This is a genomic window from Providencia sp. PROV156 (genome assembly GCF_028480905.1).
In the GTDB taxonomy this organism is placed as follows: domain Bacteria; phylum Pseudomonadota; class Gammaproteobacteria; order Enterobacterales; family Enterobacteriaceae; genus Providencia; species Providencia hangzhouensis.
This window is the reverse complement of record NZ_JAMPPE010000003.1, coordinates 93,390-109,371: the sequence shown is the minus strand read 5'-3', so window position 1 is coordinate 109,371 and position 15,982 is coordinate 93,390. Positions and strand designations below refer to the sequence as shown.

The following is a 15,982-nucleotide window of genomic DNA, read 5'->3' as shown; positions in this document are numbered from 1 at the left end:
CCTGAAGGGGGGGAGATATCAGTCATGAGATCATCGGATGAACTATCAAAACTATTAATGCACCTATCACAATATGAAAGCTCGATATATAAAAAGATATTCACCTTGGTATGGGATTATGTTAAAGGTAAAGACGTAATACTTCCTGCAAAATTATTATAAGAAATCTGGTAATAACAATCAGTAAGCCCCAATGATAGGGGGTAGATAGCTCTAAGTTCAATAGAATTGAGCAAAAAAGATTGAAAACACAGGCGGCTATAATTTTAGCCGCCTGTGAATTCTTATCGATACTAATACACTTTAGAGTTTATTTAGATCCCAAAACTAAAAGTGTTAGTAATTTTCATCCTCAATAGGAATAATTTATATGAATGAGTCTTTTGATGAATTAAATCATTTATTGTTTGGATTACCTTATAATTATGAGGATAAAAACAATTATGATCATCACGATTGGGTCATCAAAACTTATTTTGATCGGATGTATAATGATCACCGTTTCTTAGATGTTGTAGACCACATAGTTCATAAGAGAGGCTATAGTACTGATGGTGCATATTGTCATTTTGCTTGTGAGTATGATGGATTTTTAGATGATATGATTTTTAAAGAGGGGGTTTTTTTTGCAATAGGTTATCCTCCAGAAAAAGAAGATGAAATAGTCGTCAGTGAAGAAACTTGCTTCCACTATGTCAGATTAGCTTGTGAAAAATATTTAAAAGTTCATCCTGAAGACTTAGCTAGCGTAAGTAATTTATTATCAAAAATGCAAATGTCATAAAATAGGATTCTATTGCATTAATAGACAATTGAATAAACATAGTCGGCTAACTTACTATCAAAAGGTAAGATTATTACGCTTTCAGACCATGATATTAAATTAGGCTTAATATCTCAAAATTAACCCCCCATCATAGAAAAAGAGCAGTTGCATGCCTCTGCGACTAACAAATTGATTGAGGAAATTAATAAATTAAATTCTAAATCACAAGCCGAGAAGTTTGCAGTTGGGATTGGTGCTTATGATCCTTCTATGGAGAAAACAGCATTTGGGTTTAGTAATGGTAAAGTCAGTGCGGAAGCTTTAGATGATAGAACAGTTCTTTATCTTAAAAGGCAACTTGGTGTTGAAATAGGTGAGTACACTAAACTCTGTAACAATTCTGTTGGTGCTTGTGCTGAAGTATCAGCTGCTGATAAATTAATAAGGGAAGGAGTTAAACCGGAAAATATTAAATTTACTCAACCAGTTAGGCCAAGGATTGTTTGGGAAGATTCGAAAATCAATGAGGCAGCTTTAGTGGATACATGCAAAAATTGTCAAGCTACATGGCCAACAGGAGCACATAAATGAGTACATTAGCAAATGACTGGAAACCAAGTTTTGGAACTATCTATACTTGGTTTGCTATGGATAAAAATGGAAAAATCGCGGTTGTGGTTAACAATAATTGGGGATGGTTACCTAATGCACTCCTCTCTTTGGAAAATTTTGAAGAATTGCTTGATCAATTGAATGAATATAAATGGGAAGAGTCTGCCATATTTGTAGATTACCCCGAAGATAAAAAAGGCTCGGTTATTTTAGACTTGTATTCTCATTATTTTTTTCGTTTCTTAAACACAAAGTCTGAAGTTGAGAAATACTTAAAAGATAAATTTGATAGATTAAAAGTTTGTTCGGATTATAATTTACCATTAAATAAAGGTTTTTTTATTTATCAAGCTATAGAAGGCAATAACTCTGGAGATGATTATCCTGTCGGCTATGAAGGTGAAACTAAGATGGGGGATTATTTTCGTTATTTGATGCCGACTATTTATGCTTCAATTGAAGACTTTCCTGAAGAATTGCGCCATGGAATTGCGGTATCTGATACCATTGATTTCACTGTAGACCAGTTATTTGATAACGACAAAATTAGTGAGTATTTTCCTCGTATGTACCATGGTTAAGATTATGGGCTATACGAAAAAATAAAACATGGCGAAAGTTTGGAATGTATCATAAATAACCGCCATCTTTATATAAAGATGGCGGTTATTACTGTATAAACTTCAGTCTTTAATGTTCACTCGCACTCTTTTGGGGTTACTTACTCAATAAGTTCAAGAAATGAATATGTTTTTCATATTGGTCTAGGATATCGTGAATGATCTGCTCTTTTTCCCAGCCCATCACGTTATAATCTTGCCCACCTTCTTTTAAGTGAATTTCAGCACGATAGTAGCGTTGCACCTCGCTCTTTTCATCATCACTTTCTGTCCCCATACCTGCTAAAGCAAAGGCTGGTTGAATATAGTAACGGAGGAGAAATTCATAGAAAAAGTTCATATCGTCGCCTAAATCGACTTCAAAGCTAAATTACCAGTCCTTCCCACATGATTTAAATAACAGAGCAGTCGGTTTCTATATCACAATCAGCAACAACGGCAATAATGCGAAGCTCAAGTTGTATTTTAAATTCATCGCGGATGGCAATATCACGTTAAATGCAGCCCGTGATATTGACTTGCAGTCGGCTAACCTTCAATCCACAGACAAAATTATTGCACTTTCAGGCCGTGATATTAAATTAGGCTTAATATCTCAAAATTAACCCCCCATCATAGAAAAAGAGCAGTTGCATGCCTCTGCGACTAACAAATTGGTTGAGGAAATTAATAAATTAAATTCTAAATCACAAGCCGAGAAGTTTGCAGTTGGGATTGGTGCTTATGATCCTTCTATGGAGAAAACAGCATTTGGGTTTAGTAATGGTAAAGTCAGTGCGGAACTCGTTATGTTTTTATTGCGTTATGTGAAAAAAAATGGCTTACTAAAGCTAAATGCAACATAAGGAAATCGCATGAAACACCAAATAATCATGAGAATGATTGGATCTGAACAGGGGTTAATCACGAAAGACCTTTCAAATTCAAAAAATGATGCGATCCTAATTAATTCAATTAGTTATTCTAGAGAAAAAGATGAAAATGGCACTCCAATTCTACGATTGACGATTGATAAAGATTTGGGGCACTCAACAAAATTTATCTTTGATGCTATCAAAAACGATGAAAAAATAGATATTACTCTTAAATATTTTATTGATGGGGAAGAACCTTCTATTATCAATTATAAAAATGTCATTATTGACAGTATACAATCGTTATTTTGTGCTGAAGGATTCAATTTCGATGATAACCTTGCGATAAGACAAGGTAAACCGTATGAATTAATTCAAGTGATTTCATATAATTAAGTATTATAACCTTGATGGTGATTATTATAAATCACCACCATCAAAATGAAAAACAAGACTATTTACACCAATTAAGATAAACAACTATATATTAGTATCAGAGGTCATAGTGAAAATAAGAAATATAGATAAGTTAAATAAAAATGACTTTATCAAACTTAGTTCAATTCATTCATCCATTGGAAAAGGGGATAATTTTGATTCATGGTTTGAAGAATCAGTATCAAGTAAAAAGATCCCGAAAATATTGTATTTGATTTATATTATTAACTATTTAACTCTTGTTTTTTTTATGGAGGCACCATTAATTCTATCACTAATACCTTTAACAATCGCATATTTAATCCCTGTGTTAATGGTTTTATTTATAGACTCAGTAAATAGTAAAATACCTTTTTTATTTTATCTATCCATAAAAATTAAACTTTTAATTCACTAATGAAAATAAAAAAATTATAAAATACTAATTTTCGTCATTATGTAATTCAAGAATCAATTTCAATTTTATTGCTGATGCTGTTAATGAATATAATAACATTGGCTTATTTCCTATAGCTAATTTTCTTTTATAATTTTCATTAGTCCATCTTTCTATTCTAAACCCGACGTTATCTGGAAAATAGCGTTCAAAAAAACCTAATTTTCTTAATCCTTTAGAAGTTTTTGTTGGTAATTGTTTTATTTCAGTTCTTTTCTTTGGATCAATAATTTTAAATGCTCCAAAACCGATATAAAGATTATTTACAAAATCAACATCATAATAAATTTTCTTAGCTGTGATGCTATCTCCCCCTAATGCTATAGTACCTTGTTCTATTAAAAACTTAACTGGATCTTGTCTAAAGTTTATTTCACCATCAGTTAACTCATACGTAATATCAGAAATACCTTGATATACACGACCTCCACCATAGGCCATGCTTATCGCACCGGACGTTTTCATTCCGTGACTTCCAATTGTTTTACCTATTCTATAACTAAAAATACCAACTGCTGTTTGAATTGCACCACCTAATATATCAAGGCTCTTGTCACCATAAAAAAGCCAGCCTTCACCAAAATAAGACCTAGTTGCATTATATAGTTCTTTACTTGCCTTTCTTAATTGGGAATACGCTAATTTTTCTGATTCATATTCGAGTTTAATTTCCTCAGTGTATTTATATATATCGGGCCAATTCCCCGTTGAACCTATGTTCTCTCTAAACCAATCCCGAGTGCTATCTACTCGTTGATGCCTAGCATTATTATTATACAGTGCTATATTAAAATCAGCTCGGATCAACCTTATAACTTCATTTATTTCACTTCTGTAACCTTGTTTACAGTAGGGGTCGTCAAGAAAATACCTTGCAGATAACTCAGATATTTTTCTTAATTCATTTGCATACCATTCAAAGGTCTCTTCTGGGCTAGAGAACATTAAAAGCTCCTTTCTTCCCATATACTGTATGTACTAGTACCAGCAATAACATGCTCCCAGGTAACCGATTTAAATCGAAACGATACAGACTCTTCTGGTTGGGCTTGATTGTGAGTAACAGAATTAGGATAAAAACAATTTAGGTCAACAATTGAGGCATCTGTCAGTTTTATTTTATAATACAGCTCTAACCCACCATTCATTGATGTTCTATAAAAAGTAAAGTCGCACGTTAATATCTCACTCGATGTTAATGCTTGAGAAAGTAGTGGGGAAGACTTATCAATTGGCTTACGAATACTAATAGGCTGAAAACTGACATTTTGATGCATCGATAAATTAGAAGACAACTCATTAATAAGAATTTCGTTTTCATGTCCCTTTTGATACTTATTCCCGATAGAATCTATCGTTGAGCATCCTTTCGAGATTAAACCTTGTTTATTTCCTTTTAGCGTAAGATAAATTATATTCGCCATTTTAAGCATTCCCTTTGTCATTAAAGATCAATATAGATAGTTCACAATACCATATACATTACTTAAGTTAAATATTATGATTTAGCATAGATTGCGTTTACCTTGATTTTAAAATTTCCATAAGACCTATTATGTTAAACTGGCGAACTTAGTGTCTAAAACAGCCCGTTAGGCATCATAAAACCGCCTCAGTGCGACTTTTAGCAATGTTGAGATTGAATGCGAAAACACACTGAAATCATCGAAAAACATAAACCTGTTTTGTGGTGATTAACGATTTAACCAACCGAGTCAACGAGGGTTGTAGCCGAATCAATTAGGTAAAAGACACGTGGTCATGTCTGTCTATTTGAGGGATAAAACTTTCTTCTACTACGCCAGATTAGCTTGTGAAAAATATTTAAAAGTTCATCCTGAAGACTTAGCTAGCGTAAGTAATTTATTATCAAAAATGCAAATGTCATAAAATAGGATTCTATTGCATTAATTGACAATCGAATAAACACAGGCGGCTATAATTTTAGCCGCCTGTGAATTCTTATCGACACATTTTAGGTAATGTTTCTTTTTTGGGGCTACTTACCCAGTAAGTGTAAGAAATGGATATGTTTTTCGTATTGGTCTAGGATATCGTGAATGATCTGCTCTTTTGCCCAGCCCATCACGTCATAATCTTGCCCACCTTCTTTTAAGTGAATTTCAGCGCGATAGTAGCGTTGCTCCTCGCTCTTTTCATCATCACTTTCTGTCCCCATACCCGATAACGCAAATGACGGTTGAATATAGTAACGGAGGCGAACTTCGTATAAAAAGTTCATATCTTCGCCTAAATCCACTTCAAAACCTATTCGGTCATCTTTATCAGTATGGATATGGCATACAGTACCTTGCTTAGCCAGTTCTTCAGATACCATTTCCATTGATGGCTTCACAGATTCTTCCATAAAGCGTTTAACATGCGCGCGTTTAGGGAAATATACGATGTTACGCAAGCGTCGCTGCCACGGAATAGGGTTACGGCTGGCAGTTGGTGCAATGGTCGCTAACTGTTGGCTATCGCGCTTATAGGCATCGACTCTTAAGGCTTTGAACAAGCCATAAATGGAGGCGAGCAAAACGACAGCAAAGGGAAGAGCACTCGCAATTGTCAGTGTTTGTAACGCTTGGAGACCACCTGCGAGTAACATTGTTATCGCAACGATACCCATTAAACCCGCCCAAAAGATACGTTGCCAAACAGGGGTATTAGAATCGCCGCCTGAAGCTAAAGTATCAACCACCATTGCTCCTGAATCCGCTGAAGTCACGAAAAACACAATGACCATTAGCATAGCAAAGAAAGATAAAACCGAAGAGAATGGAAAATAATTAAGGAATTCAAACAAAGCGAGAGATACGTCTGCCTGAACAGTTTCGGCTAATAAGGTTGCGCCTTTATTTTTAATTAAATCAATCGCTGTGTTACCGAAGAATGTCATCCACATTAAAGTGAAGCCAGCTGGGACAAATAATACCCCCATGACAAATTCACGAATACTACGACCGCGAGAGATACGGGCAATAAACATACCGACAAATGGCGACCAAGATAACCACCATCCCCAATACAGTAGTGTCCAGCCGCCTAACCAATTACTTGATTTGGGTTCATAGGCATAGAGATTGAAGGTTTTATTGACGATCTCTGAAAGGTAGCCACCTGTATTCTCAACGAAAGATTTTAAAAGAAGCACAGTTGGCCCTAAAGCAACGATTAATACGAGCAATAGAAATGCGAGGCCAAGATTGAGTTCCGATAAGATACGGATACCTTTATCTAGTCCTGAAACAACGGAAATTGTTGCAAGCCCTGTAAAAATGATGATCAAAGCCACTTGTACGGTTTCGCTGACTGGTAAACCAAATAAATGGTTCATCCCAGCGTTAACTTGCAGTACACCGAAGCCTAAAGATGTTGCAACACCAAATACCGTCCCTACTACTGCAAATACATCAACTGCATGGCCTATTGGGCCATAAATACGCTCACCAATAATGGGGTAAAGGGCAGAGCGTAATGTGAGAGGGAGGCCGTGGCGATAGCTAAAAAACGCTAAAATTAATGCGACAATGGCATAGATAGCCCAAGCATGTAATCCCCAGTGGAAGAACGTTAAGCGCATGGCTTCTTTTGCGGCTTCAACGGTTTGCGGTTCACCTACAGGTGGGTTGAGGTAGTGCATTACGGGTTCTGCAACCCCAAAAAACATTAGCCCAATTCCCATACCTGCTGAGAAAAGCATGGCAAACCACGAGACATAGCTAAAATTGGGTTGGGCGTGGTCCGGGCCTAATTTTATTTGCCCATAACGGGAGAGTCCCAGATAAGTCACACTCAAAAGAATAATAGCGACGGCTAGAATGTAAAACCAGCTAGCATTATTGAATAAGTTTTGCTGAAGATGACTTAGATGAGATTCTGCGACTTCTGGCATCAAAGCGGCAAAGCCAACGATAACCAAAATAATAACGGCAGAGCTATAAAATACAGGGGGACTAATTTTAGAACGAATTTTTTTAGAATCAGTATCAATTTGACTCATAACAACCTTCTTTTGTTTTGTTTTATTTTATTTTTGGCATACCGATATCGACAAATATGCAGCGAGCTGTCCTTCTTAATGAAACAATGAATAATTGCGAAAAATTTCCCCTAAGGAAACGAGATAGAAAGAACAATAATAGGGTGTTGAGGGCAGGCTAAACTGCCAAAAATAGCGATGAAACCCGAGTCTTTATCACCTTCATAAGTTAAAAAATAGGCGGTTATACTGCCATGATACGAGTGAATGATCAACAATATCGGGAAATAACATTAAATAGAGGATAAAAATATCATGTTAATTATCATTAAATTAATAATTAACAGTGCAGTATTTACATGTTTTACCAATAAGTTAACGCAAATGAGTGAAAGTAAGTACTAGATAAGTAAAAACCTTAGATAAATGGAGGTGGAAATGTGATTAGCGTAATTGGCTATCCTTACTGCCACGCCGATTATAGCCACTAAATGTAGATTGTTTTTTATCTAATTCATTTTGGCAGTTGATACAGAATTTTACGCCGAGTAATGCTAAACGGCGAGCCTCAGGAATTGCCTCACCACACTCTTCACAAAACTCGGCACTTTCACCTGAGTGCAATTGGCGACGAGCTTTCGCTACCGCATCATCAAGAGTGGCATCAATTTGTTCTTGAACAGCATCTTCATTTGCCCAACCATTTGCCATCATTCACCTCTGCTTGATTAAATATTGACCTATATACCAATATAGAGGCGAGAAAATTTAATTCAAGGGCAATTATTACTCTAAAGATAATGTCATATAAATGTGGTCCATTCCCTCTTCATCATACATTTCTCCCTCAGTTTGGTACCCCAGAGTATGGTAAAAATCAATGGCAGTATATTGCGCTGAAAGAGCGATTTTATGGTAATGATGAGAACGGCCATATTGCTCTACAAATTTCATTAATTCACGTCCTAACCCTTTACTTCGGTGTGATTTTTGTACTGCGACACGGCCAACTTTGATAAGATTGTCTTCAAGTAGTACACAACGTAACACCGCAGCTGGCTGCCCATCTAAATACAAAACGACATGTAATGCGGACTCATCATATTCATCGACATCGATATCAGCGGGAAACCCCTGTTCTTGAGTAAAAACTTGTTGGCGCAGGTTGAAAGCATCAGTAAGGAGTTCTGGGTTTGTGTACCCCATGCTATGTTTAATTTGCATTAGTTTTCCTGGTAGCTAGCGAATAAGAAACATAATTATATCGTGGAATGGCGAACGAGTTAGGCGGGTTTTGTTGTTTTTTGCACCAAATAAGAATGCAGGCATTTAAAGCCCACATTCTTGAAGGGAACTGAGCGGAAAATTATTTTTTATTGGTTTCTGCGTCATTTTCTGCTTTGAGCGATTCCGTTTTTTCTTTCATATCGGTTGCGACTTCGTCAGCTTTATTAATCGCATCCGTTTTAACTTCTTGGCTCAGTTCTGACGCATTTTGTTTTAACTCTTCAGCTTTATTTTGCGCATCTTTCGTTAATTCATCAGCTTTTTGTTCACCATCTTCTTTTAATTGCTGGGCTTTTTCTTCAGCTTGTTTAACGGTGTCACTTGGTTTGGATGAGTCATCACAACCAGCGATAACAGTAACAAGGCCCGCGAAAAGAAGTGAAGTGATGAGTTTTATATTCATAAACATATCCTTAGCACGATGCTGGTAAAAATGTTATTAAAGCTCGATATTGGCATAATCGCCAATGTGTATATTTAACTATAGTTGAAATTAAGTGAGTTATAAAATAATTAGGTAAAAAACTGAAATCGTTATATTTTTTTTGATTGTAAACTCAAGTGAATGCTTTTTTTTGGAAAGTCATCTCTTGTTCCATGCTATAGAGTTATAAAATATAGAAAACCAAGCTAAACTGTTCGAACTTATTATTAAATAAATAATGAAAACAAATGTATGGCTTAGATAACAAAGGAATAGCATTATGGCGTACTATTATTCGTTGATTATTTTAAAATTTATTATCGGTTTTGCCATTGTTATCACTCATATGAATCTATCGGGAAAAACGCAGCTTTCCCAAATGACTCCTATTGATTTTATTGGTAATTTTGTTTTAGGAGGTATTATTGGTGGGGTGATTTACAGTGATACTATCCCATTGTACCAGTATGTGACTATTTTAATTATTGGTGTTTTGTTTATAAGCTTTTTGAACTTTTTAACAAAAAGATTTAATTTTTTTCGTAATGTGGCCATTGGTAATCCCATACCTATCATTAAAAAAGGCCAATTTATAATGGAAAACATCTTAGAAAAAGCCAATAAGATAGACCTCATCAATATTTCATCTCGAATTCATGCACAAGGCATTCATTCCTTTCAAGAAATTTATTATGCACAAATAGAACCTGATGGACAGCTAACCATTATTTGTGATGAAAAAAATATGCCATCAGTGATCCTGATAAAAGAAGGGGTTATTAGAAGCTATGGTTTGGAATCTATCGAAAGAGATGAAGCTTGGTTAATGCAGCAAATTGAATTACAAGATATTGAATCAATAAACGATATTTTCTTAGCTGAATTTTGGCGTGGTGAAGTCACGTTTATTTTGCGGGATGGTAAAATAAACCGCAAGGGAGCACAGCATCTGAAAGTTATAGCTTAAATGAATAGGTCGGTGAAATGCAGATAACATTTCACCGACAGAGACCTAATTATTGTTTTAAATCATCATAAAGCATTAATGAGGATTTATTATCTGGGTCACCAATATAACGAGGTTGAGGTTTAAATGCCTCATTAAACAGGCTTTTTTCGGGCTCAAACCCAGTATAGTTTAAACCTGCTAAATCAGACCACGCGTAGATAAAGTCCATGTTACTGAATGGTCGGGTTGTTTTATCATTCAAATCAAATTGATGAGTTGATAGCCACTCAGGTGATTGCCAAACTAGGAAAGGCACATTATAAATGACCTTACTTGGCTTACCTTCACTACGCCCTAACATTTCATGAGGCGGGGTATCATAAACATCTTCACCATGGTCTGAGAAAAACACCAGAAAACCATTTTCTTTTGAAGAATCAAAGTCCTTGATTAATGTTGAAACAACATAATCGTTATAATGTTGTGCGTTATCATAAGCATTATAATCTTTCACTTCGTCATCATTTAGGTTAGCGGGAACCACGCTGTCTTTATCTTTGAAAATGGCTTTATCTTCTGGGTAGCGGAATTCATAGCGCATATGTGTTCCTAACAGATGGACAACGATAAATTTCTTTTCTGCTGGGTCTGCAAGCGCTTCTTTGAATGGTGCAAAAACCACGTCATCATAGATACGTGAGCTTTGAGCCATATCATTATTCAAATAATATTGCTTATCTGTTTGGCGAGAGAATGCCGTTAATAAGGTGTTGCGTTCAGTCATCGTCTGCTGGTTAGTGATCCAAAACGTTTTAAAGCCCGCTTGCTTCATCATGTTCATCATAGAAGGGCGCGAATTGAATAGTTCAGGCTCAGTTTGTGTCGCAAACGTCAGAATTTGTTGTAGTGCTTCAATAGTATAAGGTCGCGACGTCACAACATCATTGAATACGGATAAATTAGCAGGATAATCCCTTGCAAGTTCATCTAACTCAGGTGTCGTTGGGCGTGAATAGCCATATAGGCTCATTCTATCGCGGCTGGTGGACTCACCTATTACTAATACAAATGTGCGGGGTGTATCACCGTTTGCATCGACAAAGTTTTCTAATGGTGGAATTTTACTGTTGTCGCGGATTAATTCTTCCATGTTTGCTAGCTGGTTTTTATATAAAAAGTAACCACTCACAAACTGCCATGGCGCAGCGTAGGCGAGTTTACTATTTAAATATGATGCGACATTGGCCATTGGTCGGTCTTGTTTAATGCCTTTGTTATAATAAGGAATACCGAACAAAATAACTAAAATTAACAATGAAATACCGATTCGCCCTGACTTTGGCAGTGTTACCGGTTTTAGACGTGTCCATAGGAAAATTGCGACTACAGTATAGGCGAGTATGACACCTAAGACTTTGAAGCTAAAATATTGTTTAAGGAATTCGCCTGCTTCATTAGTATTGGTTTCAAACATCACAAACATGACACTTTGGGATATTTGATGCCCATAAACCACAAAGTAGGCGAGGGCAACTACCGAAGAAAGCCATAAAACAATACCAATTAGTCCCGCAACTAACTTAACTTTTTTAGGGAACAGTAGGGCAGGAACCAGCCAAAGAGAGCTATAGAGTAGTGAATCTCTTAGGCCAATAGAATTACTTTGCCCTGTTACGAGCACATACAGTTGTAATAGTGATGAAAAATACCAAAAGTAGATTAGTAACCAGAACAGTGAGGTCCAGCTAAATTTTTCCGAGTGTGTAGTGTTACTCATAGGTTTTTAAACTCTTGTTTTCTATTATTGTTAAATCGAATTGAAAAATAATTGAGAAATCGGTTTTTAGATATAAAGACGTAGTTTAAGTTCCAAAATATATTATCTATAAATAATATTTCCTTAATAATCATATAACCGTTTGTTTACTAGTGTTTTTTAAAAGCTGTTTTGTTCGCTTGGAATTGGGCAGCTATCGTGATATTCAATTATAGACGATGTTTTGCTAGCCATTGTTAAAATAGTAAAATGTCCAATTAGCATTTGTCATCGTCTTTACGCCATTGGTACTATCCTTTGATATATTTATGGTATATAAGAAAATTTGACGAATGCATCAATGAAGGGTGAGAGCAATACATGTTAGATAATTCATTTGTGGCTTTTTTAAAATCACCCCTATCAATCAGGGTGTTGCTTTCATTGCTAATTATTATTGATGGCGCAATGATTTTAAAGCCTGTATTAAGTGCTTATACCGACTACATTGATTGGCGCGAGTCAGGGCTAACACAGTGGTTAAAATCACTCGGCTTTATGAAGTTACTGGATATTCCTCGTTTTTTATTGGGAATTTCACTGATTTTCCTATCGCTATTTATGGTTAACGGAGCCCGTATTGCTTGGGTGTTCTCCTTATTTTTACTTGGGATTATTTCATTTGTTGACCTGCGGTTAACACAAGAAAACATACATCAAGGTTATTTTTCCCTCTTTTTATTGGTTGCTTTGTGCCTTTTTTGGAAGTTGTATCATCACCATAGCTTAACCAGTGCCGGGTTTGTGGCAATAACCTGTATTATTGCATTATTGCTGTATTCTATTTTTGGTACTTTATATATTGGTGATGAATTTTCACCAGTGGTTAAAGACGGCACAACGGCCTTTTATTTTGCTTTAGTTTGCATGACAACGGTCGGGTTTGGTGACATTGTTCCGGTTACAGTGGATGCGCGTGTATTCACGGTGACGGTGATTATTTTAGGAATTACAATTTTTACCACTTCAGTGGTTTATATTGTTGGGGTGTTAGCGAAAGGTACGAAAGAAATTGTGCGTAAGAGGTTTTCTTATATGAAAAATCATTATGTGGTGATTGGTAGCACACCAATGGCTGTCAATGTCTATCAAGGGCTGAAAAAACGAGAGCTGCCGGTGGCTGTGATTTGCCAAGAAAACCATCGCAGTCATTATCCCGAAAAAGATAATATTGTGACCGGTGACCCAACCAGTTCCGAATTGCTCGCCGCTGCTAATGTTAAACACGCAAAGTGTGTGTTAGTGATGACAGATAGCGATTCGCTCAGTACTTTCGCTTTATTGGGAGTGAAAGAGCAAGCAGGGGAAGGTAGCTCGGTAAAAACAGTGGTGCTAATTAACCAAGAAAGCAATATGGATAAAGTTCGCTTACTTAAACCTGATATGTTGTTTTCATTATCTACGCTAGGTTCAGAGGTTTTGATGCAAGTGCTTTGCGGTGAAGCAATATCGAGCGACTCTATTAGTGATATGCTGTTGAACAAAGTTGCAAAAAGCTAACCTTAAAATAAAAATAACGGGAATTGTGCTTCATGCTAAGTGCTCAACAAGTGAGTTGCCATCGGCAAAATAGGGTGTTATTCCATCAACTTGATTTTATAGTGCAACCTAGTGAAATCTTGCAAGTTGAAGGGCCAAATGGAGCAGGAAAAACGACCTTGCTACGAATGATGGCTGGGTTATTAAAACCTGATGAAGGGGCGGTCTGTTGGAATAATCAATCGATTGATAAACTAAAAGAAGAATTTACTCGTCATTTACTTTATTTAGGCCACAAACCAGCGGTTAAATCATTATTAACACCTTATGAAAACCTCAAATTTTATTACCAAATGCACCATAAAGGGCATGAAGGTGAGCGTATTTGGTCTGCTTTAGAGGAAGTTTCGTTAATTGGTTATGAAGATATTCCTGTTAGCCAACTTTCTGCTGGGCAACAACGGCGTGTTAATTTAGCGAGGTTATGGCTAAGCGAAGCCCCTCTGTGGATACTTGATGAGCCTTTTACCGCAATTGACGTGGCGGGGGTTGCTCGTTTAACAGAACGTTTTCATCAGCATGCAGAGCAAGGGGGGATTATTTTGTTTACCTCCCACCAAGCGATGTCAGGGCAATTTGGTTCACTAAAACTGACGGGCGGGGTTGAATCATGTTTTGGTTATTAATTAAAAGAGAGCTTAAAATTGCGTTCCGAGGTTTTTCTGAGCTCGTTAATCCGCTATGGTTTTTCTTAATTGTTATCACACTATTTCCCTTGAGTATTGGTCCTGAACCTCAATTATTAGCGCGCATTGCGGTTGGGGTGTTTTGGGTTGCGGCCATTTTGTCTTCACTATTATCACTAGAGCGTTTATTTAAGGATGACTACCTTGATGGCTCCCTTGAGCAACTGTTACTCGCACCGCATCCTTTATTTATCACTGTATTTGCGAAGGTGATTGCCCACTGGTTAGTCACAGGGCTGCCCTTGATCTTGTTATCCCCTGTTGCGGCATTAATGTTGTCTTTTAGCGCAGACACACTATTTGTATTAGCAGGGACATTATTATTGGGCACACCTGTATTGAGTTTTATTGGGGCGATTGGTGCAGCATTAACCGTTTCCTTAAAAAAAGGCGGTGTCTTGGTGAGCTTGCTTGTTTTACCGCTATATATTCCTGTGCTGATTTATGCAACAGGTACGATGGAAGCCCACAGTTTTAAAATGCCTCTCGATGGTTATTTTGCCATTCTTGCCGCGTTATTTGCCGCCAGCATCACCTTTTCGCCACTCGCTATCGCCGCTGCGCTGAAGCTTAATATTAGCAATAGCTAATTATTTTTCTCTCGTCAAAATAGATAACAAGAGCAAATTAATTTTTGCCTTGTTATCTATTGTCGATTCAGAATTGAAATATAATAATTACTTATACATTTAACGGGTGTTTTTTCTTAAGATTTCATTTTATTCAACTAGTTAATGGGCTTTATTTGTGTTTTTGATACAAATAAAGGTAAGTTTTATAAAAAATCGCATTGAACTCAAATAATTTATTTAAATTGCTACCGTTTTATATTGTTTATTACAAAAAATATTTTTATGTTAAATCATAATCATAATCATAATCATAATCATAATCACAATCATAATCATAATCATAATCATAATCATAATATATGAAGTTAGATGAGTTATAAAAAAGCTTAAATGAGTGTGACTGTAATTTGACTTAAGGTGTGTGATGTTTCGTATATTACTTTATCTCAAACCAATACAATTAATAATTCTAATGATTTTAAAACGTAATTTTAGCTATAGATCGATTTTGCTTACCTTTTGTCTCCCTATGGTAGCCAAGCGGGCGGTGGTTCACTGAGTCTCAATGCCAGCAAAACCGAGATGCACAGCGATTACCAATCGGTGGATAAACAAACTGGCATCAATGCAGGCAAAGGCAGCAACACCACTCATACAGCGGTATCGGAAGGTGAGATTGTTATTTGCGATAAGGCAAATCAGAAACAAGATGTTACTGATTTAAGTCGATATACAGACAATGCCCATGAGAAGCTGAATATGATTTTTGATAAAGAAAAAGAACAGAAACGGATCCCCATCTAAATGGGTTAAAATTGAAAAGCTAATAATGAATAAGAGTAAAAATATAGTTTATTTTTAATAATAAACATCTTTAAATAATCTAGGTTCATCAAAGCTAATAATATTCAGGAATAAAAATCCAATGTATAATAAAAAGCTAAAAGTGGTTTATATATCGTATGATTTTTTAAAGTTAATATAGCGAGTTTGTTTTT

The 15,982-nt window shown here is 36.1% G+C and carries 19 protein-coding genes and 1 pseudogene; 12 read left to right on the top strand and 8 right to left on the bottom strand.

From position 1 onward, the window contains the following. The first annotated feature begins 370 nt into the window (after nucleotides 1-370). From cdiI (PSF31_RS02900) to PSF31_RS02890, 3 genes are all read left to right on the top strand, one after another. Nucleotides 371-784, top strand: a complete 414-nt coding sequence (gene cdiI / locus PSF31_RS02900) for a ribonuclease toxin immunity protein CdiI (RefSeq protein ID WP_136134808.1) — start codon at nucleotides 371-373, stop codon at nucleotides 782-784. A gap of 147 nt (nucleotides 785-931) precedes the next feature. Continuing rightward, nucleotides 932-1,357, top strand: coding sequence for a hypothetical protein (locus tag PSF31_RS02895; RefSeq protein WP_164560855.1), 426 nt, complete (start codon nucleotides 932-934; stop codon nucleotides 1,355-1,357). Continuing rightward, complete coding sequence (locus tag PSF31_RS02890) at nucleotides 1,354-1,959, top strand: hypothetical protein (protein WP_096864823.1); 606 nt, start codon at nucleotides 1,354-1,356, stop codon at nucleotides 1,957-1,959. The genes PSF31_RS02895 and PSF31_RS02890 overlap by 4 nt, the downstream gene beginning before the upstream one ends. Nucleotides 1,960-2,095: 136 nt before the next feature. Here the strand turns inward: PSF31_RS02890 and PSF31_RS02885 are convergent. Next, nucleotides 2,096-2,362, bottom strand: a pseudogene (locus tag PSF31_RS02885) (choline transporter); the annotation flags it as partial. Between the two features lie 94 nt (nucleotides 2,363-2,456). On the opposite strand from PSF31_RS02885, the gene PSF31_RS02880 reads away from it, so the two are divergent. From PSF31_RS02880 to PSF31_RS02870, 3 genes are read left to right on the top strand one after another with little or no spacing between them, the layout of a single operon-like run. After that, nucleotides 2,457-2,603 (top strand): hypothetical protein, encoded by a 147-nt coding sequence (locus PSF31_RS02880; RefSeq protein WP_164561211.1) that lies wholly within the window; start codon nucleotides 2,457-2,459, stop codon nucleotides 2,601-2,603. Between the two features lie 24 nt (nucleotides 2,604-2,627). Beyond that, entirely contained in the window at nucleotides 2,628-2,843 is a 216-nt protein-coding gene (locus tag PSF31_RS02875; protein WP_164561210.1) for a hypothetical protein, read from the top strand. A 9-nt stretch (nucleotides 2,844-2,852) separates the two neighbouring features. Continuing rightward, nucleotides 2,853-3,248, top strand: a complete 396-nt coding sequence (locus PSF31_RS02870; RefSeq protein ID WP_096864745.1) for a hypothetical protein — start codon at nucleotides 2,853-2,855, stop codon at nucleotides 3,246-3,248. Nucleotides 3,249-3,711: 463 nt separating this feature from the next. Here the strand turns inward: PSF31_RS02870 and PSF31_RS02865 are convergent, their stop codons facing one another. Both PSF31_RS02865 and PSF31_RS02860 read right to left on the bottom strand, forming a co-directional pair. After that, on the bottom strand, nucleotides 3,712-4,671 hold the full coding sequence (locus tag PSF31_RS02865; protein WP_096864747.1) for a hypothetical protein: 960 nt from the start codon (nucleotides 4,669-4,671) through the stop codon (nucleotides 3,712-3,714). Then, nucleotides 4,671-5,150, bottom strand: a complete 480-nt coding sequence (locus PSF31_RS02860; protein ID WP_036958545.1) for an Hcp family type VI secretion system effector — start codon at nucleotides 5,148-5,150, stop codon at nucleotides 4,671-4,673. The genes PSF31_RS02865 and PSF31_RS02860 overlap by 1 nt, the downstream gene beginning before the upstream one ends. A 337-nt stretch (nucleotides 5,151-5,487) precedes the next feature. Here PSF31_RS02860 and cdiI (PSF31_RS21075) point away from each other — a divergent pair, with 337 nt between their 5' ends. Continuing rightward, on the top strand, nucleotides 5,488-5,616 hold the full coding sequence (cdiI, locus tag PSF31_RS21075) for a ribonuclease toxin immunity protein CdiI (RefSeq protein ID WP_180359523.1): 129 nt from the start codon (nucleotides 5,488-5,490) through the stop codon (nucleotides 5,614-5,616). Nucleotides 5,617-5,725: 109 nt separating this feature from the next. Here cdiI (PSF31_RS21075) and PSF31_RS02855 read toward each other — a convergent pair whose 3' ends face one another. The 4 genes from PSF31_RS02855 to PSF31_RS02840 form a co-directional block, all read right to left on the bottom strand. Next, on the bottom strand, nucleotides 5,726-7,732 hold the full coding sequence (locus PSF31_RS02855; RefSeq protein WP_094963056.1) for a BCCT family transporter: 2,007 nt from the start codon (nucleotides 7,730-7,732) through the stop codon (nucleotides 5,726-5,728). 423 nt (nucleotides 7,733-8,155) lie between these two features. Then, nucleotides 8,156-8,422 carry a DksA/TraR family C4-type zinc finger protein gene (locus tag PSF31_RS02850; protein WP_096864748.1) on the bottom strand — a complete coding sequence of 89 codons (267 nt, stop codon included), beginning with the start codon at nucleotides 8,420-8,422 and terminating at the stop codon, nucleotides 8,156-8,158. A 75-nt stretch (nucleotides 8,423-8,497) separates the two neighbouring features. Continuing rightward, the gene (locus tag PSF31_RS02845) at nucleotides 8,498-8,935 is read right to left on the bottom strand and encodes a GNAT family N-acetyltransferase (RefSeq protein WP_004905264.1); all 438 of its coding nucleotides are present in this window, start codon (nucleotides 8,933-8,935) and stop codon (nucleotides 8,498-8,500) included. Nucleotides 8,936-9,077: 142 nt separating this feature from the next. Beyond that, entirely contained in the window at nucleotides 9,078-9,401 is a 324-nt protein-coding gene (locus PSF31_RS02840; RefSeq protein WP_096864749.1) for a hypothetical protein, read from the bottom strand. A gap of 301 nt (nucleotides 9,402-9,702) precedes the next feature. Here PSF31_RS02840 and PSF31_RS02835 point away from each other — a divergent pair, with 301 nt between their 5' ends. Continuing rightward, nucleotides 9,703-10,389, top strand: a complete 687-nt coding sequence (locus PSF31_RS02835) for a DUF421 domain-containing protein (protein ID WP_004905262.1) — start codon at nucleotides 9,703-9,705, stop codon at nucleotides 10,387-10,389. A 49-nt stretch (nucleotides 10,390-10,438) separates the two neighbouring features. Here PSF31_RS02835 and cptA read toward each other — a convergent pair whose 3' ends face one another. After that, a complete protein-coding gene (gene cptA, locus PSF31_RS02830) occupies nucleotides 10,439-12,148 on the bottom strand; it encodes a phosphoethanolamine transferase CptA (protein ID WP_036958542.1) in 1,710 nt (569 codons plus the stop codon). A 360-nt stretch (nucleotides 12,149-12,508) separates the two neighbouring features. Between cptA and PSF31_RS02825 the strand changes: the two genes are divergently transcribed. The 4 genes from PSF31_RS02825 (at nucleotide 12,509) to PSF31_RS02810 (ending at nucleotide 15,788) form a co-directional block, all read left to right on the top strand. Further along, the gene (locus PSF31_RS02825; protein WP_096864750.1) at nucleotides 12,509-13,687 is read left to right on the top strand and encodes an ion channel; all 1,179 of its coding nucleotides are present in this window, start codon (nucleotides 12,509-12,511) and stop codon (nucleotides 13,685-13,687) included. Nucleotides 13,688-13,719: 32 nt separating this feature from the next. Beyond that, nucleotides 13,720-14,352, top strand: a complete 633-nt coding sequence (gene ccmA, locus PSF31_RS02820; protein WP_004914240.1) for a cytochrome c biogenesis heme-transporting ATPase CcmA — start codon at nucleotides 13,720-13,722, stop codon at nucleotides 14,350-14,352. Then, entirely contained in the window at nucleotides 14,337-15,002 is a 666-nt protein-coding gene (gene ccmB, locus PSF31_RS02815; RefSeq protein ID WP_004905254.1) for a heme exporter protein CcmB, read from the top strand. The genes ccmA and ccmB overlap by 16 nt, the downstream gene beginning before the upstream one ends. A 501-nt stretch (nucleotides 15,003-15,503) precedes the next feature. Next, entirely contained in the window at nucleotides 15,504-15,788 is a 285-nt protein-coding gene (locus tag PSF31_RS02810; protein WP_096864751.1) for a hypothetical protein, read from the top strand. Nucleotides 15,789-15,982 lie beyond the last annotated feature (194 nt).

Bases quoted from the DNA above. Each gene is read 5' to 3' on its own strand.
- PSF31_RS02825 (WP_096864750.1), top strand. From the start codon at position 12,509: ATGTTAGATAATTCATTTGTGGCTTTTTTAAAATCACCCCTATCAATC.
- PSF31_RS02845 (WP_004905264.1), bottom strand. From the start codon at position 8,935: ATGCAAATTAAACATAGCATGGGGTACACAAACCCAGAACTCCTTACT.
- ccmB (WP_004905254.1), top strand. From the start codon at position 14,337: ATGTTTTGGTTATTAATTAAAAGAGAGCTTAAAATTGCGTTCCGAGGT.
- PSF31_RS02855 (WP_094963056.1), bottom strand. From the start codon at position 7,732: ATGAGTCAAATTGATACTGATTCTAAAAAAATTCGTTCTAAAATTAGT.
- cdiI (WP_136134808.1), top strand. From the start codon at position 371: ATGAATGAGTCTTTTGATGAATTAAATCATTTATTGTTTGGATTACCT.
- ccmA (WP_004914240.1), top strand. From the start codon at position 13,720: ATGCTAAGTGCTCAACAAGTGAGTTGCCATCGGCAAAATAGGGTGTTA.
- cptA (WP_036958542.1), bottom strand. From the start codon at position 12,148: ATGAGTAACACTACACACTCGGAAAAATTTAGCTGGACCTCACTGTTC.
- PSF31_RS02850 (WP_096864748.1), bottom strand. From the start codon at position 8,422: ATGGCAAATGGTTGGGCAAATGAAGATGCTGTTCAAGAACAAATTGAT.
- PSF31_RS02870 (WP_096864745.1), top strand. From the start codon at position 2,853: ATGAAACACCAAATAATCATGAGAATGATTGGATCTGAACAGGGGTTA.
- cdiI (WP_180359523.1), top strand. From the start codon at position 5,488: ATGTCTGTCTATTTGAGGGATAAAACTTTCTTCTACTACGCCAGATTA.
- PSF31_RS02835 (WP_004905262.1), top strand. From the start codon at position 9,703: ATGGCGTACTATTATTCGTTGATTATTTTAAAATTTATTATCGGTTTT.
- PSF31_RS02865 (WP_096864747.1), bottom strand. From the start codon at position 4,671: ATGTTCTCTAGCCCAGAAGAGACCTTTGAATGGTATGCAAATGAATTA.
- PSF31_RS02890 (WP_096864823.1), top strand. From the start codon at position 1,354: ATGAGTACATTAGCAAATGACTGGAAACCAAGTTTTGGAACTATCTAT.
- PSF31_RS02860 (WP_036958545.1), bottom strand. From the start codon at position 5,150: ATGGCGAATATAATTTATCTTACGCTAAAAGGAAATAAACAAGGTTTA.
- PSF31_RS02840 (WP_096864749.1), bottom strand. From the start codon at position 9,401: ATGAATATAAAACTCATCACTTCACTTCTTTTCGCGGGCCTTGTTACT.